The sequence below is a fragment of the Acidaminococcus fermentans genome (assembly GCF_009696675.1).
Taxonomy (GTDB): Bacteria; Bacillota; Negativicutes; order Acidaminococcales; family Acidaminococcaceae; genus Acidaminococcus.
On sequence record NZ_VULN01000021.1, the window covers coordinates 1 to 26184 of the forward strand.

Here is a 26184-nt window from a genome sequence, read left to right on the forward strand (position 1 = left end):
TGTTCCCATGCCGAACACAGCAGTTAAGCCCTTATACGCCGAAAGTACTCGACTGGAAACGGTCCGGGAGGATAGGGAGCTGCCGGTTAGAAAAATTCCGCATCTGATGGATGCGGAATTTTTTTGTGTCAGCGGCGGATAGATAGCAGATGCGGGGGCATCTGCTTTTGAATTTGCGGCCCTTTGGGCGGCCGGGACGGGCTTGCCTGCGGTGAGCCCCTGCATCGTTGGGGTCATTGATTTCAACGGAAACCACAGGAACGGGAGTGTCGATGGATCCGTTCCTGGGACCACTGGCTCTATAGCCCGACAAAAACGTGGTAGGGGCGTGCCGGAGACCCGCCCTTCCCGGCCGCCTATTTTTTTTATTCAAAATCAATGAAGTCATGGGACGGAAACCCAAGATTGTGGCCATGCACGGAGGCCTGGAAACCGGTTTCTTCTATAAGGCCAATCCCAAACTGGATCTGGTCAGCGTGGGGCCCAATACTCACGCCATCCACAGCGCCGATGAATCGGTGGAACTGGAAAGTACTGCCAAGGTGGCCCGGATCATCGCCGGGACATTGACGGAATTGACGAAATAAAAAAGGGGCTGCTGCGTTCGCAACAGCCCCTTCTTCAGGTCTCGAGACTCGAGACCGAGCCGCTATGCGGCTCATGAGGCAGGGGTGTTGCACATAACGTGCAACACCCCTCTTATTTTCTATTGGCTATCTTCACCAGGCTCAGCATCACCGGCACTTCCGTCAGGACACCGACGGTGGTGGCCAGGGCGGCGGGGCTGGTGACTCCGAACAGGGCAATGGCCACGGCTACGGCCAGTTCAAAGAAGTTGGAGGCACCGATCATGCCAGCCGGGGCCGCAATGCTGTGGGGCAGGTGGAGAAGATTGCTGGCTCCATAGGCAATGGCAAAGATCAGATAGGTCTGGAGCACCAGGGGAATGGCAATCAGCAGGATATGGAAGGGATTGGAGAGAATCACCTGGGCTTGGGAACTGAAGATGATGCACAGGGTCAGCAGCAGGCCCCAGGTGGTGGCCTGATCGAATTTGTGGACAAAGACCTGGTTGAAATAGGTTTCCCCTTTCCGGCGGATCACTGTGATCCGGGTCAGGATCCCTCCCGCCAGGGGAATCACCACAAACAGGAAGATGCTCAGGAACAGCACACTGTAGGGCACCGTTACATGGGATACGCCAAGCAGATATTTGACAATGGGCACGAAGGCCACCAGGATGATCAGATCATTGGTAGCCACCTGGACCACCGTATAGGCCGGATCTCCCTTGGTCAGAGTACTCCAGACAAAGACCATGGCAGTGCAGGGAGCGGCCCCCAGGAGTACGGCTCCTGCCAGATACTGGGTAGCCAGGTCCCGGGGAATGAAAGCCTGGAACACCTGATAAAAGAAGAAGGCGGCCAGGCCGTACATGGTAAAGGGTTTGATCAGCCAGTTGGTGACCCAGGTGACAAAAAGTCCCTTGGGATGCCGGCCCACTTCCCGGATGCTCTGGAAATCCACCTTCATCATCATGGGGTAGATCATGATCCAGATCAGGATGGCAATGGGAATGGAAATCCCGTCAATCTGCATCCGGTCCAGGAACCGGGGAACCGCCGGCAGGAAATGGCCCACCAGTACACCGGCCGCCATACAAAGGAAAACCCACAGGGAAAGATACCGCTGGAACGGGCTGATGCCCGGATTTTTGACGTCCGTCATTTTGCGGCCACTCCTTTCAGCTGATCCCGGAGGGCCAGTACCTGGGCCCGGATGGTTTTCATAATGGACCGGAACTCCGGATCCGGTTTCCCGGCCGGGTCAGGGATTTCCCAGGCCAGGGCCTTCACCCCAGGCAGTACCGGACAGCGGACCCCGCAGCCCATGGTGACCACCATGTCCACCGTCGGGAGGGCTTCCAGCTTTTTGGGGAACTGGCCTTCTTTTTCCATGTCGATCCCGTACAGGTCTTGCATCAGCCGCTGAACAGAGGGATTGATCCGGTCCGCCGGGCAGGTGCCGGCAGAACGGCTGACAAACACATCTTCTGCCAGGTGACGGCCAAAGGCTTCGGCCATCTGGCTCCGGCAGGAGTTTTGGATACAGAGAAAAGCAACAACAGGTTTTCGGTTCATAGGGTTTCAAGCACCTTTCCTTTGATTTCCGACTGCTTCCAGGAAATCACCGCTGCATGGCCGCCGGAGTGGGCTGCCACCTGGTTGATCCAGGGAATCTCCCGGTCCGCTTTGGCCTTCAGCAGAGGGCTTTGGGCGGCAGTCTGGCTGAAGCAACGGTTGATGATCCACCAACGGCTGCACAGCCGGGTCCGTTTCAGATCCTCTTCCAGACGCAGGGCTTCATACACCGGAGTGGCTTCCGGCAGGGTGACGATTACTACTTCCGTCTCCGGCCCCTTCAGCCTGGGCAGCAGCTGCTGGACGGCAGGAGGGACACTGCCCCGGGTCCGGCGGATCTCCCGGTCGTAGTTTTCCGTGGATTCCAGGAGCAGCAGGGTATGGCCAGTAGGGGCGGTGTCGATGATGACGATCCGGTCCCCGGCCCGGGCAACGATTTCTGCAAAGGCCCGGAACACGGCGATTTCCTGGGTGCAGGGGGAACGGAGGTCTTCTTCGATGTAAGCCAGGTCTCCTTCCTTCAGTCCGTTTTTCCGGGCCTGGTCCAGGACTTCCTGCTGATACCGGCGGAGCTCGTCCTGTTCGTCGATCTGACACAGCTGGATCCGGTCCGTCTGTTTCAGGATTTCCTGGAGATGGCCGGCCGGGTCGGTGGTGGTCAGCAGCACCTGGTGCCCCTTCTGAGCCAGCCGGAGAGCCAGGGATGCAGCCACGGTGGTTTTCCCCACGCCGCCTTTGCCCATGGTGAAGATAACCTTCCGATGGTGCTGCTCCAGATCTTCTGCCACCTCCTGGAGGGTATGGACGGGAGCCTGCTGTTCCCGGCTGGCGGCAGGGGCAACTTCTCCCTTCAGGAGAGCCCGGACATGGTCCAGGCCGGTAACATTGTAGCTCCGGAAGGGAATCTGCCAGCAGGGCAGTTCTTTCAGACATTGGGGCATTTCTTCCAGAGCTGCCTGCTGTTTGGCAAAAAGTTCCCCGGTGACCGGGTCATCGGTTTTTTCCAGCAGTCCGTTGATGATCAGCTGCTGGCTGCCGATGCCCAGTTTGGCAAGTTCCCGGGAGGCCCGGTCCGCTTCCAGCAGCGGGGGCCGGTCAGGACGGGCTACCAGGAGCAGGGTGGTGCGGCCAGGGTCCGCCAGGGTTTCCACGGCCTGCCGGTACAGGGCTTTCCGGCTTTCCAGACCGGACAGCTGTCCCAGACAGGAGGCACCATGGGTACTGGTGCTGATGAACTGGCTCCAGGCAGAAGGCAGTTGGAGCATCCGCAGGGTATGGCCGGTAGGGGCCGTATCAAAAAGGATCTTGTCATAGGCCGCTGCGGTTTCCGGATCCGTAAGGAAATCCGTAAAGGCATTGAAGGCGGCGATTTCGATGGTACAGCAGCCGGACAGCTGTTCTTCCATGTTCCGCAGGGCGGCTTCCGGCAAAAGCCCCCGGTAGGGGCCCACCACGCTTTCCCGGTAGGCGGCTGCGGCCTTTACCGGATCCAGGTTGGCTGCTTCCAGGCCGGGGACACCGGGAATGGGGGTTGGCCTTTCTTCCAGTTCCAGAGAAAAGATGTCCTGGAGATTGGAGGCCGGGTCCGTACTGACCAGCAGCACCTTCTGACCGGCATCGGCCAGGGCCACCGCTGTGGCACAGGCTGTGGAAGTCTTTCCCACCCCGCCTTTGCCGGTAAAGAACACATACTGGGTCCGGATGGCGGCAAAAGGATCATACAGTTCCATAAGGGGCCTCCTTCTTTACTGACAGCAGCTGGAAGAACCGGAACCGCAGCAGGGACTGGAATCCCCGCTGTTTTCTTTTTCTCCGCAGCAGGAGGAGGAGGATTCGGCAGCCGGTTCTTCACTGTCGCCGCAGCAGCAGGAACCGGTTTCTTCCGCTCTGCTGTCCTGTTGGGCAGAGGCTTCGTCCAACAGGGACGGATCAAAATCCAGCATCCGGGCGAATTCTTCATTGGTGGGGTAACGGCCGGCCATCCAGAGCTTTCCATCTGCCAGGATCAGGGGCAGTTCCTCCGGCCCATGGTGCTGCAGGAATTCCGCTGCCGCCGGGGTCTGAATGAATTTGAGGGGCGCATTGCTCAGATTGTACCGTTCCACCAGGATACCGTGTTTTTCCAGGGTGTCCAGTACGGCGGAAATCCGCAGCAGTTCCGGATCGATGGAGGGACCGCAAAGTCCTGTAGGGCAGCACATGGCCTGTTCAAAAATCTGTACCTGTTTTCTTTCCATAATAGCTTCCTCTCCAAAAATAAATTTATAGATTGAAATTTATCAATTTAATAACGCAAAAAATTTTACGGGCATCTGGGACAGCTGCAGTCCGCCGGCTTGAAGGACGGGGTTTCCCGGAACAGTTCCCGGATCAGGGCTTCCAGTTCCCGGGCTGTTTCCCGGTTCAGGGTATAGTAGACCCATTTGCCTTCTTTCCGGCCGATGACCAGCCCTGCGTCACACAGAATCTTCATATGATGGGAAAGGGTGGGCTGGGACAGATGGAGATTTTCCAGCAGTACGCAGGCACACCGTTCCCCGCCCTGGAGCAGTTCCAGGATGTGGAGCCGGTTTTCATCGCCCAGGGCCTTGAACAAACGGGCTTTAAAAGCAAGATTTTCCATCTGACAGCCTCCTTTCATATTGATAAATTTAAATCTGTTATCTGCAGTATAGAGCTTTTCTCCAGAAGTGTCAAGATGCAGGAAGAGGATACTGCTTCCTTGTTGCTTTTTATTCTTTTGGTCAGTATACTGTTTTCGTATAAAATCCCATGACCATAAAGTATTTGTATTGTGGCGGCCATTCTTTTATGCTATAGACAGGCAAGTACAAAACTAAAGGAGTGAAAAGTGCGGTGAAGAAGAACGTTTCCATAAAAAAGAGCCGGATCCTTATGGGGTTCCTGGCGCTGGCGGTGGCCCTGGTGGCCGGTGTCTGGCATTTTTCTCCCTGGTTCCGGACCTGGGCCCTGGGAAAAGTGGACCAGGCCCGGGGAGCGGCCATCCATTATGATCTGTTGGACCAGGTGGAGGCCCGGAACATCCGGCAGGTGATGACGGCGGATCCCTCCCGGAGCCGGGTGATCCAGTGGCAGTCGGATTATCCGGTGAAAGAAGAACCGGTGCTGGAATACCGGAAGGCCGGAGAAAGTTCCCTGACAGCCGCTTCGGTGAAAGAAGAAAAATTCACGGACGGAGGCAAGGACACCTGGATTTATACGGCCCGGCTGGAACAGCTGGAACCGGGACAGGCCTATGAGTACCGGATCCGGGCGGGAAAGAAGGCCACGGAGTGGATGCCTCTGAAAGCCTTTGCCGGCAATACCTTCAAGGCCCTGATCTTCCCGGATTCCCAGTCGGCGGATTACAGCGTGTGGAAGGCTGCCGCCCAGCCTGCCTGGCAGCGGAACCCGGACGCCAGTTTCTTTGTGAACATGGGTGACCTGGTGGACAACGGGGAAGACAGCAGCCAGTGGAACGCCTGGTTCGGGGTGGTGGAACCCATGGCGGAAAAAATCCCGGTGGCGCCTCTGATGGGGAACCATGAAACCTACGACCTGAACTGGAAGGTGCGGATGCCGGAAGGGTATCTCCACCGGTTCGCCCTGCCGGATAACGGACGGGAAAAATACCGGAACCAGTTCTATTCCTTTACCGTGGGGGATGTGCATTTTGTGGTGCTGAACACCCAGAACGAGGAACTGAAGGAATGGGAACCGGATCTGGCCCGGGACCAGGAGGCCTGGTTCCAGGAAGATATGGCACGGAACCAGGGCAAATGGAATATTGTGCTGATGCACAAGGACCCCCTCCAGTATGCCTTTGATCCGGCAACCCGGCCGGGACGGGACCGGGCGGAAGGGTTCTCTCCGGAAGGACGGGAATGGATGCCCCTCTTTGATCGGTACGGGGTGGACCTGGTGCTCAGTGCCCATCTCCATACCTATCGGAATCGGGGAAGGATCTACGATTTCCAGCGGGCAGATCACGGACCTTCTTACATCATTACCGGCGTGGCTGGAGACGTGCGGTATCCCAGCCTCTGGAAGCGCCATGCCCTGGATGTGACCCTGGCCCCCCAGCCGGAAACGGACAACTACCTGGTACTGGAAAAACAGGAAGACCAGCTCCGGATCCAGTGCTTCCTGCCCGACGGGACCCTGGTGGATACGGTGACTATTGGGAAAAGTGAAGAGTGAAGAGAATGGAGGAAATCAGGTGGCTCAATTTGACGGAAAGACCTATGACTGCCCCTTTGATTGTTTTCTGGCAGTCCTGAAGGGAAAATGGCGTACTGATCTGCTGCTGGCTCTGGCCGACCATCCCAGCCATTTCCGGGAACTCCAACGGACCCTGACGGGCATCAGCGCCAAAGTCCTTACGGAAAATCTCCGGGGCCTGGAACGGAATCATCTGGTGGAACGGCAGGAGCAGGATGATCCTGCCGGAATGGTGGAATACCGTCTTTCTTCGGAAGGAGAACAGCTCATCCAGGTTATGGAACAGATCAACCATTGGGTGGGGCGCTGGCTGGCATAAAAAAGGCTGTTGCCTGGTGATTTCTCTCTCAGGCAACAGCTTTTTTTAAAACATGGTGTTGGTGTTTTCCGCTTTTTCCGGAATATCCTGGATTACGTCCCAGTGTTCCACGATCTTCCCGTTTTCGACCCGGAAGATATCTACGGCGGCCTGGCCACGGTCCTTGGCGTTCAGTTTAATGTGGTTATGGATGAATACCAAATCTCCGTCCGCTCCCAGATGCTTGATCTCTGCGGTGCTTTCCGGAAACTCTTTCAGGAAACCGGCAATGCCCTCCTTGAAGGCCTGCTTTCCATCTTTGAATCCGGGACTGTGCTGGATATAGGTATCTCCTGTCAGTTCGTCAATAACGGCTGTGTGATGCTCGTTGAAGATCTGGTTCCAGAAATAGGCAGCCAGTTCCTTGTTGTTCTTGAACTGGGGAGCAGCACCGGCCGTCCCCGATACCATCCCGCACAGCAGCAAGCCCAGGGAAAGGGTCAGTAATTTTTTTTTGAACATAATAGAACGACCTCCTTTGTCTTAAGTTAGTTTAACATAACTAAAATAAAAGAAAAAGAAGGTACTTTCAGGTAACCTTCACTTTTCATCCTAAGACGCAGGCCTTATTGTTTAATTTTTGGGGACAAGTGCAGCAGAAAAACTTTCATGATATAATAAGAAATCAAGCGAAAATGAGGGGGAAGACTCCATGAAAATGAAATTTACCAAAATGCACGGCTGCGGCAATGACTATGTCTATGTGGACTGCATGGACCGGATGCTGTCCAATCCGGGGAAAATCTCTGAATATGTGAGCCGCCGGCGGTTCGGCATCGGTTCTGACGGTCTGATCTGCATCTGTCCTTCGGACAAGGCGGATTTCCGGATGCGGATGTTCAATGCGGATGCTTCCGAAGGGAAGATGTGCGGGAACGGGTCCCGATGCATTGCCAAATATGTCTATGACAAAGGGCTCACCCACAAGGATACCATCACCCTGGATACCCTGGGAGGCATCAAGACCATCCATATGACCGTGGAAAACGGCAAAGTGGTGCTGGCGGAAGTGGATATGGGCAAAGCGGAGACCCGGGTGGCCGCCATTCCCATGGACTGGCCCGGAGAAACCTGTGTGGACCAGCCGGTGACCTTCACCCGTTCGGACGGAACGGAAATCACCGTCCAGGGCACTGCCGTTTCCATGGGGAACCCCCATTTTGTCACCTTTGTGGAGGACGTGGAAACGGCACCGGTGGAAGCGGTAGGCCGGGTCATCGAGACTTCGCCTCTTTTCCCGGAGCGGACCAATGTGGAATTTGTCCAGGTGGTGGATGAAAACTATGTGAAGTTCCGGGTGTGGGAACGGGGCAGCGGGGAAACCTGGGCCTGCGGCACCGGGGCCTGTGCTGTGGGCTATGCCTGTGTGACCCTGGGCAAAGCCGGCAGACGGAATGAATTCCTGAAGGTGGAAGCCAAAGGGGGCCTGCTTCAGGTACGTACCGGGGAAGGGGACCTGATGACCCTGAAGGGACCGGCGGTAACGGTTTATGAGGGGGAAATCGAAATTCCGGAAGAAATTTTGGAAGAAAGTTTGAAATAATTGACTTTCCTCCAGGGCTACTTTACAATAAATAAAGGTTCCTAAAAGGAATACATTCTTTTGCATTAAAGGAGAGTCAGATATGGCGTTAGTGAATGGGAATTTTGCGAAGTTAAAGGAAAGCTATCTGTTTTCAGATATTGCTGCGCGGGTGAAGGCTTTTACCGAAGCCCATCCGGAAAAAAAGCTCATTAAAATGGGCATCGGGGATGTTACCCTGCCCCTGGCTCCTTCTGTGGTGGAAGCCATGACCAAGGCCGTCCAGGAAATGGGCCACAAGGAAACCTTCCGGGGCTATGGTCCCGAACAGGGTTATGAATTCCTTCACGAAGCCATTGCCAAATACTATGCCCGTCACGGGGTCCAGCTGGAAACCAAGGAAATCTTCGTCAGCGACGGGGCCAAAAGCGACTGCGGAAACATCACTGACCTGTTCGATGACAGCAATGTGATCCTGGTTCCGGATCCGGTGTATCCGGTATATGTGGACACCAACGTGATGCGGGACCGGAAGATCCTGTACATGAACGGGACTCCGGAAAACGATTTCCTGCCCATGCCGGATCCGGCTGTGAAGGCGGACATCATCTACCTGTGTTCCCCCAACAACCCTACCGGGGCTGCCTACAACAAGGAACAGCTGAAGGAATGGGTGGACTACGCTCTGAAAAATGACGCCATCATCCTGTATGATGCGGCTTACGAAGCCTTCATCACCAACCCGGATATGCCCCGGAGCATCTACACCATCCCTGGCGCCAAGGACTGTGCCATTGAATTCTGCTCCTTCTCCAAGACTGCAGGGTTCACCGGTACCCGCTGCGGCTACACGGTGGTGCCTCTCCAGCTGACCCGGAAATCTCCGGAAGGGAAGGAAATGAGCCTGAACAAAATGTGGCTCCGTCGGCAGACCACCAAGTTCAACGGTGTGAACTACATTGTCCAAAGAGGGGCGGAAGCTGCCATGTCCCCTGTGGGCGAAAAGGAATGCGGGGATATGCTGGCCTACTACCGGGAAAACGCCCGGATGATGATGGAAACTTTCGACAAGAAGGGCTACAAATACTATGGGGGTGTGTATTCTCCCTATGTATGGATGAAGTGCCCCAATGGCATGGGCAGCTGGGAATATTTTGACCACCTGCTGAACGACCTGGCCATTGTAGGGACCCCCGGCGCCGGTTTCGGCACCATGGGCGAAGGGTATCTGCGGCTCAGTGCTTTCGGTACTCACGAAGGCACCAAAGAAGCCATGGAACGGATCGAAAAAGACAATATCTGATAAAAAGAAGGGTTGGATCCAACATGAAAAAAATCATTCTAATGCTGACGGCAGTCCTGTCTCTGGGTATGGCCAGCCTGGGCTTTGCCAGCCCGGCCAGTGACCTGCTGGCTCAGGAAGAAACTACTACCAGCAATGTCATCAAACTGATTCAGGGGAAAGGCCAGCTGGCAGAAGTTTCCACCGGTTTCTCTCCGGCTCTCCAGAAGAACTTCAACGCTGCCGCACTGGACAACATGAAAAAAGGTGTAACGGAACAGCTGGGTGGCATCAGCAATCTGAAACTGGTCCGTCTGGACAAATTTGCTGACGCAGACCGTCTGGTGTATATCGGCGATGCCAAAAAGGCTCCCAATGTGCAGATGACCTTCGTGTTCAGCGTCAAAGGCAAAAAAGCCGAACTCCAGGGCCTGAACCTGATCCCTGTGGAAGTGAAACAGGTACAGAACAACCAGAAAGAACAGGCAAAATAATAGGTGCCGCACAAGAGACCCGTGACAAAAAGGGACTGTGAAAAAATGATTTCTCATTTTTTCACAGTCCCTTTTCCTTACCGTATCGTTTTCAGTTCTGTCCAGTACTTGTCATACAGGGTGATCCCGTCCCCCAGGTCGTGGAGCCATTCGCCCTCTTTCAGGTGGGTGATGGCGGTGTTCAGCATGGGGTCTGCCAGGTATTCTTTGGAATGGTACTTCCAGGCATTGCTGTTGGGATCGTTGTAGCCGATGGCTTCGTAGTTTTTGGCACTGACCTCCGGATCAAACAGGAAGTTGATGAATTTCTCCGCCAGTTCCTTGTGTTTGGCCCCTTTGGGAATGGCCAGGGTATCCGCCCACACCAGGGTCCCTTCCTTGGGAATCACGAACCCCAGGTTGGGGTTCTCCCGGTAGCTGAAGGAGGCATCCCCGGACCACATGGTGCCGATCCAGCCTTCTTCGGCAATGAATTTCTGCTTCAGGCTGTCCGTATCGTAAGCCAGCACATCGGGGGCCAGGGCCTTCAAATCCTGGAAAGCCTTGGCCAGCTGGGCGGGATCCGTGGAGTTGTTGGACCAGCCGTTCTTCTTCAGGGCCATGCCGAACACTTCCCGGCTGTCGTTGAGCAGGATTACCCGGCCCTTGTAGGCAGGATCCCACAAATCGTTCCAGGAGGTGGGCGGGGTTTTGATGTATTTCTTGTTGTAGACGATTCCGGTCATACCCCAGGTGTAGACTACGGAATAGTCTCCCGTAGGATCGAACTGGGGATGCTGGAGGGTGTCCATCATGTTCCGGGTATTGGGGATGGCGTCCTTATCCAGCTTTTCCAGCATGTTCAGTTTGATCATGGTGGACACCATATAGTCGGAAGGCTGGATCAGATCGTACTGGGCGCCCCCCGCCTGGAGTTTGGCCAGAAGCTCCTCGTTGTTGGCGAACACGTCGTAGTTCACCCTGCAGTTGTATTTTTGTTCAAAGGCTTTGATCATGTCCGGGTCGAAATTGTCCGCCCAGCTGAAAATGTTCAGCACCTGTTTCCCGTCATCGGCGGGCTTTTTTTCACTGCTGCAGCCGGTAAGAGCAAGCACCAGGGGCACCAGACACAGGACCAGGAGCCAGGAAAGTTTTTTCACGCAGCATCAGTCCTTTCGGGAAGAATGGTAGCCCTTTTTCTGCAGCAGCTGGGAAATCACCACCAGGGAGACGGTGACCAGCATCATGCAGGTGGACAGGGCGTTGATCTGGGGAGAAATCCCCCGTTTGACCATGGCGTAAATGTACAGGGGCAGGGTGGTGGAATTGGGCCCGGCCACAAAGAAGCTGATCACGAAGTCGTCGATGGACAGGGTGAAGGCCATCAGGGCACCGGCCACCACCCCGGGCAGGATCATGGGGAAGGTTATATACCGGAAGGCCTGCCAGGGAGTGGCATACAGATCGCTGGCCGCTTCTTCCAGGTCCTGCCGGCAGCCTTCCAGCCGGGCTCCCACGGTGATGATCACAAAGGAGAGGCAGAAGGTGATGTGGGCGATGATCAGGGTGGTTTTCCCCAGTGGGATCCCGGTCTGGGAGAACAGCACCAGCAGGGACAGCCCCATGACGATTTCCGGGATCAGGATGGGCAGGTACAGCAGGCTGTTGATGAGAAATTTGCATTTGTACTGGTACCGGTGGAGGGCCAGGGCCGCCAGGGTTCCCATGACGGTGGTGACCACTGTGGTGATGGAGGCGATGAGCAGGCTGTTTTCCAGGGCTTCCAGCACCCGGTCATTCTGGAGCAGGGATGCGTACCATTTCAGGGTGAACCCTGTCCACACCGCATTGATCCGGGAATCGTTGAAAGAGTACAGGGACAGGATCAGAAGGGGCAGGTACAAAAAGGCCAGGATGGCCAGGGAATAGGACAGGAGGGTGGCGTTACGCCAGCTTTTCTGCATGGGACTTCCCTCCTTTCTGGGCTTCCAGGGCTTTGTAGTACAGGGCAATCATCACCAGGGAGAGCAGTGCCAGAATAATGGACAGGGCGGATCCGAAAGGCCAGTCCCGGGCAGCCAGGAACTGGTTCTGGATCACGTTTCCCATCAGGGCGCTTTTGGCACCTCCCATAATGTCCGGCACCACGAACATCCCCAGGGAGGAAATGAACACCAGGATGGAACCGGCGGCCACCCCCGGCAGGGTGAGAGGCAGGGTGATCTTACGAAAAGCGGTGAAGGGAGCGGCCCCCAGGTCACTGGCGGCTTCCAGCAGCCGCTTGTCCATCTGTTCCAGAGAAACGTAGATGGGCAGTACCATAAAGGGCAGCAGGGCGTAGACCATTCCCAGCATCACGGCATAGTTGTTGTAGAGCAGGGTCATGGGCACCTGGATCACTCCCAGGTGGAGGAGGAAGGTGTTCACCAGTCCCTGGGCCCGGAGGATGATCACCCAGGAATAGGAACGGATCAGGAAGTTGATCCAGAAGGGGATCATTACCAGGATGATCCCGGCCTGCTGCCATTTTTTGGGCAGCACCATGGCGATGGTATAGGCCACCGGATAGCCCATGGCAAAGGTGAACAGAGTGGTGATGAGGGCTGTGGCCAGGGTGGAGACGAAAATCATCAGGTACAGAGGTTCCAGGAACCGGGTATAGTTGGCCAGGGTCCACTGGAACACCACCTGTCCGTAGGCTGTGCGGGAGGCAAAGGATACGCCCACCACGATCAAAAGGGGCAGGGCAAAGAACAGGGTCAGCCACCCCATGGCCGGCAGCACCAGCAGTTTCCCCCGCTTCATTTCGTCACCTGGACGCCGTCTTTGGCGTCCCAGCTGATGGCCACCCGGTCATCCACTTCCCATTTCCGGTATTCATCATAATATTGGTAGGCAGTGATGATTTCCCGGGTGGAATCCAGCCGGATGAACAGCTTGTCCAGGGTGCCGCAGAACTGGATTTGTTCCACCGTGCCGGTGTGGGCAGGCTGGGTTCCGGCAGCTGCGGCTTCTTCCAGGCTCCGGACATTGATGAACTGGGGCCGGACGGAAAGGAGACGGCTGTCATCCCCGGGCACCGGGAAGAAGTTGTTCTCCCCGATGAAGCTGGCGGCAAACCGGCTCCGGGGATACTGGTAGATCCGGGCCGGGGGATCGTCCTGTTCGATCTTCCCGCCGTTGACGATGATGACCCGGTCGCTCATGGTGAGGGCTTCCTCCTGGTCATGGGTCACATAGATGAAGGTGATGCCCAGCCGCTGCTGGAGGTTCTTCAGTTCCAGCTGCATGGTTTTCCGGAGCTTGTAGTCCAGGGCACCCAATGGTTCGTCCAAAAGGAGCACTTTGGGGTTGTTCACCAGGGCGCGGGCAATGGCCACCCGCTGCTGCTGACCGCCGCTCATCTGCTGGGGCCGGCGGTAGCGCAGCTCTTCCAGCTGGGTCAGTTGGAGCACTTCGGCCACCCGTTTCTGCTGTTCTTTCTGAGGGACTTTCTTCATTATCAGCCCGAAGCGGATATTTTCCTCCACGGTCATATGAGGGAACAGGGCATAGTGCTGGAACACCATATTCACGTTTCGTTTATAGGGAGCCAGACGGGTTACGTCTTCGTTGTCCAAAAAAATATGGCCCGCCGTAGGCGTCTCCAGACCGGCGATCATGCGCAGCATGGTGGTTTTCCCACAGCCGGAAGGGCCTAGAAGGGTCACGAATTCCCCGTCATAGATTGTCAGGTTCAGGGTAGGGATGATCAGGTTGTTTTCAAATTCCTTGGTGATTCCAACCAGACGAATCATTTCTTTCATCTTTGATTCTCACGACCTTTCTGCAGTTTGCAATCTAATAATTATAGCATGTTTCCTTTCTGAGGAATACAGGAAAAACAGGAAATTTCCCTGGAAAAAACCGGGAAGAAACGGGAAAAAACTTGCGTTTTTTTCCGTTTTGTAGTAAACTATCAAGGCTGAATGTGAATTTGGCACTACCGCCCGGAGAGGTTCCCAAAAACTCCGGAAGGAGTTACCGTATTCGGCGAGTCTTGGAATGAGGGAGGTGCAGAATATGTACGCTATTATCCGTACAGGTGGCAAACAGTACCGCGTCAGCGAAGGCGATGTACTGAACGTTGAAAAACTGAACGTTGAAGAAGGCCAGGAAGTCGTTTTTGACGAAGTTCTGACTGTTGTCAACGATGGCGATGTGAAAGTAGGGGCTCCTACCGTAGCCGGCGCCAAGGTAACCGCCAAGGTTGCCAAACAGGGCAAAGCTGATAAGATCTTTGTTTTCAAATACAGAGCTAAATCCAACTATCGGAAACGTCAGGGTCATCGTCAGCCGTTCACCCAGGTTGAAATCACTTCTATCGAAGCCTAAGCCATGATTGCCGTAGACATTTACTACAACAGCCGTGGCAGAATCAGACGGTACAGGGTATCGGGGCATGCGGAGTACAGCCCGGAAGGGTTCGACGAAGTGTGCTATGCTGTATCGCTGAATACTCAGGTGGCCGCCAATGGCCTCAATGAAGTCCTCCACCGGAAGGTGGACTACTCCATTGACCAGGAAGACGGCAGCCTGGCTGTAAGACTGGTGGATGAGCCTGATGCAAAGACGGATGCAGTGCTGAAGACCATGGTCTGCGGCCTGCGCCATCTGCAGAAGACCTATTCCCAGGATTATCTCATGATCAAGGAACACAGGAGGTGAACATCGTGTTCGAATTAATCCTTCAATTACACGCTCATAAGAAAGGGTCCGGTTCTACCCACAACGGCCGTGATTCCAACGCACAGCGCATGGGGACCAAAGCCCATGACGGTCAGCTGGTAACCGCAGGTTCCATCATCGTCCGTCAGCGCGGCACCCGTTTCCATATGGGCCAGAACGTTGGCATGGGCAAGGACTACACCATCTATGCGAAAGTGGCCGGCAAGGTTGCTTTTGAAAGATGGGGCAAAGACCGCCGTACCATCAGCGTTTACCCGGTGGAAGCCGAAGCTTAAAGACCAGAAGGGCTGCCGCATTGCGGCAGCTCTTTTTTTTCATGGAAGGACGGGAGAACATGGAGGAAGCCCTGCGGGAACAGGTCCGGGACTTTGCGGCCCGGGGCCTGAAAAGCCTGGAACAGGAAGACATGCCCGATGCCCGGGGAAATCTGGCATTCACCCGGGAAGCCCTCCGGGACCGGAAGGCGGCTGAAAGCAGCTGCAGCCGGGAGGAAATGGCAGTCCTGGACCGGGTGCTGAAGGAAGTGGAAGCCTTCCCCAAACTGGCGGCCAATGCCCGGGATCCCCTCCTGGATCTGGAAGGAGTCCGGTGCTTCGGGGCCGGCCGGTTCCTGATTTTCTACCGGTACAATTCCAATTACGGGCTGGTGACGGTGATTCGGCTGGCCCTGGACCGACCGGAGTGGAAGGAACTGATCCGGGACGGGAAAAAATTCCATTAAAAAAGTTTCACAAAAAAATCATAAATAAATTTGGCGATAGCCCCTATATTATGGTATAATTATCGTCCATGAAGTTTGCTAAAGCAGGATTATATAGGTTTCGCGAGTGCTCAGTGGTTGGACATCGCGTTCCCGCTCAAGTGAGGAGAGGAGCACGAAATGCTGACTGAGAGACATTGCAGGATACAAGGCTGATCAATCTTGATTGTGTTGACTGCCTTGTTTTTTTTGTGTGATAGATTTCTTGGTACTTTCTTCGAAATACCTGCCTAGAGAAAAGGAGTGAGAGACCACATGTTTAAGCCGGTACATAATGGCGACCGCATCCGGTACAGTTATGCTCGGATCAAAGAAGTCCTGAAGATGCCGCATCTGATCGACCTGCAGAGAAAATCTTATGAGTGGTTCATAAGAGAAGGGCTGCACGACGTTTTCAAGGATGTTTCTCCCATCAAGGATTTTACGGACAACCTGGAACTGAGTTTTGAAAACTTCACCATCGGGGATCCCAAATACGATATCGAAACCTGCAAGGAAAAGGACGCCACCTATGCGGCGCCTCTGAACGTGGATGTACGGCTGCTGTACAAGGACACCGGGGAAATCAAGGAATCCACCGTGTTCATGGGGGATTTCCCTCTGATGACCGATACCGGCACCTTCGTGATCAACGGGGCGGAACGTGTCATCGTCAGCCAGCTGGTCCGGTCTCCCGGCGTCTATTACGCCAAGGACATGGATCCCATGGGGAAATTCCTCTACGGGACCACGGTGATCCCCAACCGGGGCGCCTGGATCGAATATGAAACCGATCTGAACGACATTATCTACGCCCGTGTGGACCGGACCCGGAAACTGCCGGCTACGGCACTGCTCCGTGTAATGGGCCTGCCCACCAACGACGACATCATCCAGACCTTCGGGGAACATCCTTTCCTGATGGCTACCCTGGCCAAGGATACCACCAAGAACGAAGAAGACGCCCTGCTGGAAATCTACCGGAAACTGCGTCCCGGCGAACCGGCCAACTTGGAAAACGCCGCCCAGCTGATCAAGAACATCTTCTCTGACAACCGGCGGTATGACCTGGCCAATGTGGGCCGTTACAAGGTCAACAAGAAACTGGGCTGGCGCCAGCGCCTGCTGGGCAAGGAACTGACTTCTCCTATCGCCTTCGAAAATCCCGACGGCACCCGGGGCGAAGTGGTCCTGCCGGCCGGCACCATCATCGGTGACGATGAAATCGATAAAATCGAACAAAGCGGCATTTACAGCGAACCGGGCTATGCGGAAGTCTGGGTGAAATACCAGGAAAAACCGGAACGGATCATCGTGACCAAGGACATCGACGCATCCGTACGGGTGATCACTCCCGCTGATGTAATCGCCTCCTTTGCTTACCTGCTGAACGTAATCGACGGCATGGAAGGCAAGGACGACATCGACCATCTGGGCAACCGGCGTGTCCGCTGCGTAGGGGAACTGCTCCAGAACCAGTTCCGGATCGGCCTGAGCCGTATGGAACGGGTGATCCGGGAACGGATGACTCTCCAGGATGCTGATGTGATCACGCCTCAGGCTCTGATCAACATCCGTCCTGTGGTGGCCGCTGTGAAGGAATTCTTCGGCAGCAGCCAGCTGTCCCAGTTCATGGACCAGAACAACCCTCTGGCTGAACTGACCCATAAACGCCGTCTGTCCGCTCTGGGGCCCGGCGGTCTGTCCCGGGAAAGAGCCGGTTACGAAGTCCGTGACGTGCACGTTTCCCACTACGGCCGTATGTGTCCTATTGAAACCCCTGAAGGCCCCAACATCGGTCTGATCGGGTCTCTGGCCGCCTACGGGGTGGTAAACCGGTATGGCTTCATTGAAACTCCTTATCGGAAAGTGGACAAGAAGACCGGCAAGGTTACCAACGAAATCGTTTACATGACCGCCGACGAAGAAGACAACTACATCGTGGCACAGGCCAACGAACCTTTGAACGATGACGGGTCCTTCGTGAACAGCCATGTAACCTGCCGGGAACGGAACGACGTGCTGTCCATTCCTCCCACCCGGGTGGATTTCATGGACGTATCCCCGAAACAGGTTATGTCCATTGCAGCAGCCCTGATTCCTTTCCTGGAAAACGATGACGCCAACCGGGCTCTGATGGGTGCCAACATGCAGCGTCAGGCTGTGCCTCTGCTGAACCCCAAGGCTCCTGTAGTAGGGACCGGGATGGAATACAAAGTGGCCGTGGACTCCGGCGTGTGCATCCTGGCCAAACATGCCGGGACGGTGAAATACGTCAGCGGCGACAAGATCATCGTGACCCGGGCCGACGGTGCCGGCATCGATGAATACAACGTGCTGAAATTCAAACGCTCCAACCAGAGCACCTGCGTGAACCAGCGCCCCATCGTCTTCAAGGGAGACAAGGTGGAAGAAGGCCAGGTACTGGCTGACGGTCCTGCCACGGACCATGGCGAACTGGCTCTGGGCCGCAACGCCATTGCCGCCTACATGCCCTGGGAAGGCTACAACTACGAAGACGCCGTACTCCTCAGCGAAGACCTGGTGAAGGAAGATGTCTTCACTTCCATCCATATCGAAGAATACAACTGCGACGCCCGGGATACCAAACTGGGGCCTGAAGAAATCACCCGGGACATCCCCAACGTTTCTGAAGAAGCCCTGAAGGATCTGGACGAAGACGGGATCATCCGCATCGGTGCGGAAGTCCGCCCTGGGGATATCCTGGTAGGGAAAGTCACCCCCAAAGGGGAAACGGAACTGAGCGCAGAAGAACGGCTGATCCGGGCCATCTTTGCTGAAAAGGCACGGGAAGTCCGGGACAGCTCCCTGCGGGTACCCCATGGGGAATCCGGGATCATCGTCAGCGTACAGATCTTCACCCGTGAAAACGGGGATGAACTTCCCCCTGGCGTAAGCAAACAGGTCCGCGTCCATATTGTCCAGAAACGGAAGATCAGTGAAGGGGACAAGATGGCAGGCCGTCACGGGAACAAGGGTGTTGTTTCCCGGATCATGCCGAGAGAAGACATGCCGTTCCTGCCCAACGGGGAACCGGTCCAGATCGTGCTGAACCCTCTGGGCGTACCTTCCCGTATGAACATCGGGCAAATCCTGGAAGCCCATCTGGGCTGGGCTGCCTGCGCCCTGGGGATGCGGATCGAATCCGGAGACCCGAAACTGGCAGGCGAACTGAAGGAAGCCGGCTACGATGTGGATAAGTACGGCATGCCGGAAACCGTGGATCATGCAGTGCCGGTGGCTGTGCCCGTGTTCGATTCCGCTCGGGAAGACGACATGGAAAAGACCCTGAAGCTGGCTGGTGTGGATCCCAGCGGGAAGACCACCCTGTACGACGGCCGTACCGGGGAACCCTTCGACAACCCGGTTACCGTAGGCTGCATCTACTACCTGAAGCTCCACCATCTGGTTGCGGACAAGATCCATGCCCGTTCCACCGGTCCGTACTCCCTGGTTACCCAGCAGCCTCTGGGTGGTAAAGCCCAGTTCGGCGGCCAGAGATTCGGGGAAATGGAAGTGTGGGCCCTGGAAGCTTACGGGGCTGCCTACACCCTGCAGGAAATCCTCACCGTCAAGTCCGATGACGTGGTGGGCCGTGTGAAAGCCTATGAAGCCATCGTGAAGGGTGAAAACATCCCTGAACCGGGTGTGCCTGAATCCTTCAAGGTACTGGTGAAGGAAATGCAGAGCATCGGTCTGGACATCCAGGTGCTGGATGAAGACGATGATGAAATCGATCTGGATGATGAAGACGAAGATATCGGAATGGGCGACATCGCCAGAGAGCTGGATATGGATATGGCCAACAAGGCTCCCCATACCGCAGCCAATGTGGGCGAAGAGAACCCGGCCCAGTCCAGCGGCGAAGAACTGAGCCCTGACGAAGACCAGCCGGAAGGCAGCGACTTCGACGTGATTGCCGATATCGGGAACATGAATCTGGATGATTCCCATGACAACGGCGACGACAACGGGTCTGATGCAGAGTAGGAAGGAGTGAGTGCTCTTGTTGGACGTAAATAAATTTCATTCTATGAGAATCGGTCTGGCCTCTCCGGAGAAGATCAGAGCCTGGTCCCACGGGGAAGTGACCAAACCGGAAACCATCAACTATAGAACCCTGAAACCGGAACGGGACGGCCTGTTCTGTGAACGGATCTTTGGGCCCACCAAAGACTGGGAATGCCACTGCGGCAAGTACAAACGCATCCGCTACAAGGGTGTGGTCTGCGACAAATGCGGCGTGGAAGTCACCCGTTCCAAGGTCCGCCGTGACCGGATGGGGTCCATCGAACTGGCCGCTCCTGTCTCTCACATCTGGTACTTCAAAGGGATTCCCTGCCGGATGGGCGCCATCCTGGACATCGGCCAGAGAGCTCTGGAAAAAGTCCTGTACTTTGCCAGCTACATCGTCCTGGATCCAGGGGATACCAACCTGACCAAGAAACAGCTGCTCACCGAAGCGGAATACCAGGAAAAACTGGATGAATACGGTCCTACTTTCCGGGTGGGCATGGGCGCAGAAGCCATCAAGGAACTGCTCCATGAAATCAACGTGGAAGAACTGACCAAGGAACTGCGGGCAGCTCTGAAGACGGAAACCAGCCTCCAGAAAAGACGGAACATCGTCCGCCGTCTGGACGTGTGTGAAGCCTTCCTGAAGAGCGGCAACAAGCCGGAATGGATGATCATGGATGTAATCCCGGTCATTCCTCCCGACCTGCGCCCCATGGTCCAGCTGGACGGCGGCCGGTTTGCCACCAGTGACCTGAACGACCTGTACCGCCGGGTGATCAACCGGAACAACCGTCTGAAACGGCTCCAGGAACTCCAGGCTCCGGACATCATCGTCCGGAACGAAAAACGGATGCTCCAGGAAGCCGTGGATGCCCTCATCGACAACGGCCGTCGGGGCCGTGCCGTAACGGGCCCTGGCACCCGTCCTCTGAAATCCCTGTCCGATATGCTGAAAGGGAAACAGGGCCGGTTCCGTCAGAACCTGCTGGGGAAACGGGTTGACTATTCCGGCCGTAGCGTAATCGTGGTAGGGCCTGAAATGAAAATGCACCAGTGCGGTCTGCCGAAAGAAATGGCACTGGAACTGTTCAAGCCCTTTGTAATGAAGCGCCTGGTGGAAACCGGCGCCGCCACCAACATCAAGAGCGCCAAACGGATGGTGGAACGGGCCACCAACGCTGTATGGGATGTACTGGAAGACGTGATCAAAGAACATCCTGTACTGCTGAACCGTGCCCCGACCCTGCACAGACTGGGCATCCAGGCTTTCGAACCGATCCTGTCCGAAGGCCGGGCCATCAAGCTGCATCCTCTGGTCTGCACTCCTTACAACGCCGACTTCGACGGGGACCAGATGGCTGTCCATCTGCCTCTGTCTGCGGAAGCCCAGGCTGAAGCCCGGGTGCTGATGATGTCCGTCAACAACATCCTGGCACCCAAAGACGGGAAACCCATTACCGTTCCTACCCAGGATATGGTACTGGGGGCCTACTACTTGACCATCTTCAAGGATGGAGCCAAAGGGGAAGGCCGCCGGTTCATCAGCTTCGACGAAGCCCGTCTGGCTTACTTCAACCATGTGATCGACCTCCAGGCCCGGATCAAGGTGAAGGTTCCCAATGCGGAAATCTTCCCGGAACCCTCCGACAAGGGCGAAAGCCTGGTTACCACCTCCATGGGCAACATCATCTACAACTCTGAACTGCCTGTGGAAATGCGGTATTACTCCAAACAGGAAGACGGCACCTGGCTCCTGGGCAAACTGATCGACAAGAAGGAACTGGGCCGTCTGGTTGCCAAGGCCCACAAGCTGTACGGCAACTTCGGTACCGCCCGGGTACTGGATATCGTCAAGAAACTGGGCTATGACAACGCCTGCAAATCCGGCCTGTCCATTGCCGCTTCCGATATCAAGATCCCGAAAGAAAAAGCTTCCATCCTGGCTGCTGCTGAAAAGCAGGTAGACAAAGTGGAAACCATCTTCAACCGCGGTCTCATGAGCGATGACGAACGGTACCGCAAGGTTATCGCCATCTGGGACAAGGCTACCGAAGACGTGGCCAATGCCCTGATGAAACACACCATGGACCCCTTCAACCCTGTATATATGATGGCCAACTCCGGTGCCCGTGGTAACGTGCAGCAGATCCGTCAGCTGGCCGGCATGCGCGGTCTGATGGCTGACCCTTCCGGCCGGATCATCGACCGACCCATCAAATCCAACTTCCGTGAAGGCCTGACCATTCTGGAATACTTCATTTCTTCCCACGGCGCCCGGAAAGGTCTGACCGATACCGCACTGCGTACCGCAGACTCCGGTTATCTGACCCGCCGTCTGGTAGACGTGGCCCAGGATGTTATCGTCCGGGAAGACGACTGCGACGTAACGGGTATGAACCTGGTCCGGGAACGGGCGCGGTTCTGCAAGGCTGTCCTGGGTTCCAGCCAGCACAAGCTGAAGGATTACGTGATCGGCCGCACCCTGGCTGCCGGCGTCATGAATCCGGAAGATGACTCCCTGCTGGCGGAAGCCGACACGGTGGTCACCGAAGAAGTCTACGACCGTCTCATGGCCGCCCATATTCTGGAAATCAGCCTGTATCCGGCTGATGAGGAAAGCGGCGAAGAACCGGAAACCGTGGCCATCAATGTGCCGGAAGAAAAGGTGAAAGCCGCCTTCCGGGAACACATGACCCATCATTTCCTGGACAAACAGGTGGAAGAAGACATCCTCAACGAAAAGGACGAAGTCCTGGCCAAAGCCGGAGACAAGTTCACCGCTGACGTGATCGAAAAGATCCTGGCTGACGGGACTGTAAAGGAACTGAAGATCCGGAACAACGAAGTGGACGGCGTCTATGTGGAAGCCATCACTTCCGGGAAGAACAAGAGCACGGTTCTGGAATCTCTCCGTGACCGTCTGGTGGGTCGTACCCTGGCGGAAGACATTGCTGACAAAGACGGCAAGGTCATTTACCACATCAACGACTACATCACCGAAGATATGGCTGATGTGATTGCTGATCTCCGGGAAAAAGTCAAGATCCGTTCCGTACTGACCTGCAAATCCCACTTCGGGGTGTGCCGTGCCTGCTATGGCCGGAACCTGGCTACCGCCAAGAAGGTGGAAGTGGGCGAAGCCGTCGGCACCATCGCTGCCCAGGCCATTGGCGAACCGGGTACTCAGCTGACCATGAGAACTTTCCACACCGGCGGTGTTGCCGGTGCTGACGATATCACCCAGGGTCTTCCCCGTGTAGAAGAACTGTTCGAAGCACGGAAACCGAAACACCCTGGCATCCTGACCGAAGTGGCCGGGACGGTGGAAATCCAGGAAAAGGACGATGGCCGTTTCGTGGTGATCCACAAGGAAGACGGTACGGAAGAATCCTACCACATTCCTTACGGCGCCAAGATCCATGTGGCCGAAGGGGACAAAGTGGAAGTGGGCGACCGGCTCACCGAAGGGTCCCTGAACCCCCACGACATCCTGCGGATTTCCGGTCCTGCCGCCACCCGGCATTATCTGGTGCAGCAGGTACTGGGCGTCTACAAGTCCCAGGGCGTGGAAATCAACGACAAGCACGTGGAAGTCATGGTCCGTCAGATGATGCGGAAGTACAAGATCGACGAAGCCGGCGACACCAATATGCTGCCGGGCTCCGTAGTGGATATCGCCCAGTTTGAAGACGAAAACGATGAAGTACTGGCCGAAGGGAAACAGCCGGCTACCGGCCATCCCATCCTGCTGGGGATCACCAAGGCTTCTCTGGCCACCGATTCCTTCCTGTCCGCCGCTTCCTTCCAGGAAACCACCCGGAACCTCACCGATGCCGCCATCAAAGGCAAGGTGGATCCGCTGCTGGGTCTGAAAGAAAACGTCATCATCGGGAAACTGATTCCTGCCGGGACCGGTATGCCCAAGTACCGGAACATCCAGCTGAAGATCCATCGGCCGGCAGAAGCCGCCGAGGAAACTCCCGCTGTGACCGAAGCACCTGCAGCAGACAACACTGCAGAAGCACCGGTGGAAGAATAAATAAAAAATGGGGTGCTGCACATTTCGTGCAGCACCCTATTTTTAGTCGCGACCGGGGGTGTGAATCCTTTCACACCCCCTTTTATTTCATCCCCGCCAGGATCTCCTGGCGCTTTTTTTCTGTGATGGGCTCCAGGTTCCTTGTCCGGATCCACTTTTTCAGTTCCGGCAGGCTCAGGGCGTGGGCCCGGGAGGCTTCGTCCAGCTGGAACACCGGGTCTGCATAATTATCCGCTCCAATGATAAAAGTATGGATGGGTAAAAGGGGACTGTGGGCTGTTTCCAGCGATTTTGTCAGTTTTTCCCGTTCTTTCTCCAGAAGTGGCAGGGGATTGGGAATTTCGGTAATTCCAGAATTGTCTTTCAACTTCCATTGTTCGTCCCGTTCCGAACCTTGTATTCTGTATCCATGATACACTACCCGAAGCAGCAGGATGTCATGGGGAAGGAGGATACAGATGGAATCTGGTGAAAAAGTGAATGAAAAAGGAGAAACTTCAATAAAATCATCCCGAGAGCCAGATTTTACAGCTTTTAACACCCGTTTTCTTCCGCCTGCAAAAGTCCGGTTCTTCTTCATCTTCCGGATCCAAAAATAGAATACCAGGATCCCGGTCAGGAGCACAAGAAAGAAAATCAGGTATTCTTTCAGGGAATGTAGCTTCCATACGGTCATATTGGGGAAAATCTGTATCACAACTTCTTCCATTTTTTCTTTCAATCCTTTCCTGTTACAAAATCATAAGGTAAAACTTGTACAGATTATAACATATGGAAAGTATACACGTCCAGAGGAAAGAAAAACTGGACAAGGGTAGGAAAATAATGGTATTATATAAACAATTCCTTTGGAAAGAATGAGAATGTTTGATATTTTGGCTCCAATGCAGTTTTTGATATACTGCATTCAGCATACAATACTTTCTTTGAAGGGGGTTGTCATTCAATGGTCGCAAAAAACGCAGCAAAACAAACCTGGGTGGACCGTTTCCTGAACACCATCGAAACGGTGTGCAACAAATTGCCGCCGCCCGCCATTCTGTTCGTGGTCTTATTTCTTATTACTGCTGTGATTGGTGCCGGATTGACCAGCACGGGCTTCAGCCTGACCAACCCGGCAACGGGGAAGGCCGTTGTTTCTCAGAATCTGTTTTCCAAGGCAGGGGTCCAGTGGCTGCTGACCAATTTGGTGAAGAACTTCACCGGATTTGCTCCTCTGGGTCTGGTAATCACCATGACCATGGCCATCGGGTTCTGTGAAGAATCCGGGCTGCTGGTGGCCCTCCTGAGACGGTCCCTGAAGAATGTGCCTCCAGGGGTGGTTCCTTATCTGATCGCTTTCCTGGGGACTTGCGGGAACATTGCCTCTGATACGGCGATGATCGTGATTCCCCCTCTGGCCGCCATTGTGTACATCGGGGTCAAGAAACATCCGGTGGTAGGCATGATGGTAGGGTATGCCGGGGCACAGGCCGGGTTCACTGCCAACCTGATGGTGGCCGGGACTGACTCCCTGCTCCAGGGGCTCACCAACCAGGCCATCGATGCGTTCCTGGGCGCTCCTGGGCTGTTTGCAGTGGATGTGACCTGTAACTGGTACTTCCTGTTTGTATCCACCTTCCTCTGCGGTGCTGTCATCGGCTGGGTGTCCATCCACATCATTGAACCCCGGTTCCCTCAATATGAAGGATCCGAAGAAGAAGCGCTGCTGGAAGAAGTGACTCCCCTGGAAATCAAGGGGCTGCACAATGCCGGCCTGGCCTGCCTGCTCTACATCGCCATTGTGATTTTGGGCTTCAAGATGCAGATTCTGTCCAAGGACGGGGTGACCGTAGTGGGATCCCTGATGCTGAAAGGCCTGATCCCTCTGCTGTTCTTCCTGTTCAGCATTGCGGGCATTGTTTATGGGAAGACCACCGGAAAATTCACCACGGTGAAGAGCATCAACTCCGCCATGGTGAAGCAGATGAGCGGCATGGGCGCCTATGTGGTGTTCTGCTTCTTCTGCGGCCAGTTCCAGGGTCTGTTCAACTGGACCAAGCTGGGGACCCTGCTGGCCATCAGCGGGGCCAACTTCCTAAAGGGTGTAGGCTTTACCGGGATTCCCATGTGCATCGCCTTCATCCTGATTTCCGCGTTCGTCAACATCTTCGTGTCTTCCGGCTCTGCCAAATGGGCCATTTTCGCACCGATTTTCGTTCCCATGTTCATGCTGCTGGGCTACCATCCTGGCTTTACCCAGCTGCTGTACCGGTTGGGTGACTCCCCGGGCAACTGCTTCACTCCCATGAGTCCCTACATCTGGATGATTCTCAGTGTGGCCCAGGAAAAATACATGCCGGACTGCGCCATCGGGACCCTGATTTCCAACATGATCCCCATTGCTGTTGTCCTGCAGATTGCCTGGATTATCTTCCTGGTGATCTGGATGACCTTGGGTGTGCCTTTTGGACCGGGCGTGGGCATTGCCCTGCCGGCCGGAGTGCTGTAAGTTTTGTGTGCCGCCTGGCGGCACACGAAAGGTGTCAAGGCTTTTAGACACATCGAACCGAGACACCTCGTTAACTTACTAATTGCTGGTATTTTTCATTCGGAGTTAAATAATCAATACTCGAATGAATACGGTTTGCATTGTAATCGATT

The 26184-nt window shown here is 55.3% G+C and carries 25 protein-coding genes and 1 rRNA gene; 15 read left to right on the top strand and 11 right to left on the bottom strand.

Annotated elements, in window-relative coordinates; genetic code table 11:
- A 5S ribosomal RNA gene (gene rrf / locus FX155_RS10765) occupies positions 1 to 88 on the top strand; the annotation flags it as partial.
- A gap of 298 nt (positions 89 to 386) precedes the next feature.
- Positions 387 to 587 (top strand): hypothetical protein, encoded by a 201-nt coding sequence (locus tag FX155_RS10770; protein WP_154488675.1) that lies wholly within the window; start codon positions 387 to 389, stop codon positions 585 to 587.
- A gap of 112 nt (positions 588 to 699) precedes the next feature.
- Here FX155_RS10770 and arsB read toward each other — a convergent pair whose 3' ends face one another.
- The 5 genes from arsB to FX155_RS10795 all read right to left on the bottom strand — a co-directional run bounded on the left by arsB (position 700) and on the right by FX155_RS10795 (position 4764).
- A complete protein-coding gene (gene arsB, locus FX155_RS10775; RefSeq protein ID WP_154488676.1) occupies positions 700 to 1728 on the bottom strand; it encodes an ACR3 family arsenite efflux transporter in 1029 nt (342 codons plus the stop codon).
- The gene (locus tag FX155_RS10780) at positions 1725 to 2141 is read right to left on the bottom strand and encodes an arsenate reductase ArsC (RefSeq protein WP_154488677.1); all 417 of its coding nucleotides are present in this window, start codon (positions 2139 to 2141) and stop codon (positions 1725 to 1727) included. The genes arsB and FX155_RS10780 overlap by 4 nt, the downstream gene beginning before the upstream one ends.
- On the bottom strand, positions 2138 to 3871 hold the full coding sequence (gene arsA, locus FX155_RS10785) for an arsenical pump-driving ATPase (protein ID WP_154488678.1): 1734 nt from the start codon (positions 3869 to 3871) through the stop codon (positions 2138 to 2140). The genes FX155_RS10780 and arsA overlap by 4 nt, the downstream gene beginning before the upstream one ends.
- 15 nt (positions 3872 to 3886) lie before the next feature.
- Positions 3887 to 4378 (bottom strand): arsenite efflux transporter metallochaperone ArsD, encoded by a 492-nt coding sequence (gene arsD, locus FX155_RS10790; protein ID WP_154488679.1) that lies wholly within the window; start codon positions 4376 to 4378, stop codon positions 3887 to 3889.
- A 65-nt stretch (positions 4379 to 4443) separates the two neighbouring features.
- Positions 4444 to 4764, bottom strand: coding sequence for an ArsR/SmtB family transcription factor (locus FX155_RS10795; RefSeq protein ID WP_154488680.1), 321 nt, complete (start codon positions 4762 to 4764; stop codon positions 4444 to 4446).
- Between the two features lie 233 nt (positions 4765 to 4997).
- Here FX155_RS10795 and FX155_RS10800 point away from each other — a divergent pair, with 233 nt between their 5' ends.
- Together FX155_RS10800 and FX155_RS10805 are read left to right on the top strand one after the other, a co-directional pair.
- Positions 4998 to 6341, top strand: a complete 1344-nt coding sequence (locus FX155_RS10800) for a metallophosphoesterase family protein (RefSeq protein WP_308664492.1) — start codon at positions 4998 to 5000, stop codon at positions 6339 to 6341.
- Between the two features lie 19 nt (positions 6342 to 6360).
- A complete protein-coding gene (locus FX155_RS10805) occupies positions 6361 to 6681 on the top strand; it encodes a winged helix-turn-helix transcriptional regulator (RefSeq protein WP_022487140.1) in 321 nt (106 codons plus the stop codon).
- Between the two features lie 45 nt (positions 6682 to 6726).
- On the opposite strand, the gene FX155_RS10810 is transcribed toward FX155_RS10805, so the two are convergent.
- Complete coding sequence (locus FX155_RS10810) at positions 6727 to 7182, bottom strand: ester cyclase (protein WP_154488682.1); 456 nt, start codon at positions 7180 to 7182, stop codon at positions 6727 to 6729.
- A 196-nt stretch (positions 7183 to 7378) separates the two neighbouring features.
- On the opposite strand from FX155_RS10810, the gene dapF reads away from it, so the two are divergent.
- The 3 genes from dapF (at position 7379) to FX155_RS10825 (ending at position 10018) form a co-directional block, all read left to right on the top strand.
- Positions 7379 to 8263 (top strand): diaminopimelate epimerase, encoded by an 885-nt coding sequence (gene dapF / locus FX155_RS10815; protein ID WP_154488693.1) that lies wholly within the window; start codon positions 7379 to 7381, stop codon positions 8261 to 8263.
- 82 nt (positions 8264 to 8345) lie between these two features.
- Positions 8346 to 9545 (top strand): LL-diaminopimelate aminotransferase, encoded by a 1200-nt coding sequence (locus FX155_RS10820; protein WP_022487143.1) that lies wholly within the window; start codon positions 8346 to 8348, stop codon positions 9543 to 9545.
- Between the two features lie 23 nt (positions 9546 to 9568).
- Positions 9569 to 10018, top strand: coding sequence for a hypothetical protein (locus tag FX155_RS10825; protein WP_154488683.1), 450 nt, complete (start codon positions 9569 to 9571; stop codon positions 10016 to 10018).
- A gap of 77 nt (positions 10019 to 10095) precedes the next feature.
- Here FX155_RS10825 and FX155_RS10830 read toward each other — a convergent pair whose 3' ends face one another.
- From FX155_RS10830 to FX155_RS10845, 4 genes are read right to left on the bottom strand one after another with little or no spacing between them, the layout of a single operon-like run.
- Positions 10096 to 11157: a spermidine/putrescine ABC transporter substrate-binding protein gene (locus FX155_RS10830; RefSeq protein ID WP_326831145.1), complete on the bottom strand. Its 1062-nt coding sequence runs from the start codon at positions 11155 to 11157 to the stop codon at positions 10096 to 10098.
- A 6-nt stretch (positions 11158 to 11163) separates the two neighbouring features.
- Complete coding sequence (locus FX155_RS10835) at positions 11164 to 11961, bottom strand: ABC transporter permease (RefSeq protein WP_022487146.1); 798 nt, start codon at positions 11959 to 11961, stop codon at positions 11164 to 11166.
- Entirely contained in the window at positions 11942 to 12802 is an 861-nt protein-coding gene (locus tag FX155_RS10840) for an ABC transporter permease (protein WP_154488684.1), read from the bottom strand. The genes FX155_RS10835 and FX155_RS10840 overlap by 20 nt, the downstream gene beginning before the upstream one ends.
- Positions 12799 to 13803, bottom strand: a complete 1005-nt coding sequence (locus FX155_RS10845; protein WP_154488685.1) for an ABC transporter ATP-binding protein — start codon at positions 13801 to 13803, stop codon at positions 12799 to 12801. Before FX155_RS10845 ends, FX155_RS10840 begins: the two co-directional genes overlap by 4 nt.
- Before the next feature lie 256 nt (positions 13804 to 14059).
- On the opposite strand from FX155_RS10845, the gene rplU reads away from it, so the two are divergent.
- From rplU to rpoC, 6 genes are all read left to right on the top strand, one after another.
- The gene (rplU, locus tag FX155_RS10850; RefSeq protein ID WP_012937735.1) at positions 14060 to 14371 is read left to right on the top strand and encodes a 50S ribosomal protein L21; all 312 of its coding nucleotides are present in this window, start codon (positions 14060 to 14062) and stop codon (positions 14369 to 14371) included.
- 3 nt (positions 14372 to 14374) lie between these two features.
- Positions 14375 to 14704, top strand: coding sequence for a ribosomal-processing cysteine protease Prp (locus FX155_RS10855; protein WP_154488686.1), 330 nt, complete (start codon positions 14375 to 14377; stop codon positions 14702 to 14704).
- Between the two features lie 5 nt (positions 14705 to 14709).
- Positions 14710 to 15000 carry a 50S ribosomal protein L27 gene (gene rpmA, locus FX155_RS10860; protein ID WP_012937737.1) on the top strand — a complete coding sequence of 97 codons (291 nt, stop codon included), beginning with the start codon at positions 14710 to 14712 and terminating at the stop codon, positions 14998 to 15000.
- A 59-nt stretch (positions 15001 to 15059) separates the two neighbouring features.
- Positions 15060 to 15446, top strand: coding sequence for a hypothetical protein (locus FX155_RS10865; RefSeq protein WP_154488688.1), 387 nt, complete (start codon positions 15060 to 15062; stop codon positions 15444 to 15446).
- 294 nt (positions 15447 to 15740) lie between these two features.
- On the top strand, positions 15741 to 19475 hold the full coding sequence (gene rpoB, locus FX155_RS10870) for a DNA-directed RNA polymerase subunit beta (RefSeq protein ID WP_022487151.1): 3735 nt from the start codon (positions 15741 to 15743) through the stop codon (positions 19473 to 19475).
- Positions 19476 to 19491: 16 nt separating this feature from the next.
- Positions 19492 to 23541, top strand: coding sequence for a DNA-directed RNA polymerase subunit beta' (rpoC, locus tag FX155_RS10875; protein WP_195839655.1), 4050 nt, complete (start codon positions 19492 to 19494; stop codon positions 23539 to 23541).
- A gap of 82 nt (positions 23542 to 23623) precedes the next feature.
- On the opposite strand, the gene FX155_RS10880 is transcribed toward rpoC, so the two are convergent.
- The gene (locus tag FX155_RS10880) at positions 23624 to 23908 is read right to left on the bottom strand and encodes a hypothetical protein (protein ID WP_154488690.1); all 285 of its coding nucleotides are present in this window, start codon (positions 23906 to 23908) and stop codon (positions 23624 to 23626) included.
- A gap of 91 nt (positions 23909 to 23999) precedes the next feature.
- Here FX155_RS10880 and FX155_RS10885 point away from each other — a divergent pair, with 91 nt between their 5' ends.
- The gene (locus FX155_RS10885) at positions 24000 to 24140 is read left to right on the top strand and encodes a hypothetical protein (protein WP_154488691.1); all 141 of its coding nucleotides are present in this window, start codon (positions 24000 to 24002) and stop codon (positions 24138 to 24140) included.
- 347 nt (positions 24141 to 24487) lie between these two features.
- On the top strand, positions 24488 to 26032 hold the full coding sequence (locus FX155_RS10890) for an AbgT family transporter (RefSeq protein ID WP_022487154.1): 1545 nt from the start codon (positions 24488 to 24490) through the stop codon (positions 26030 to 26032).
- Positions 26033 to 26184 lie beyond the last annotated feature (152 nt).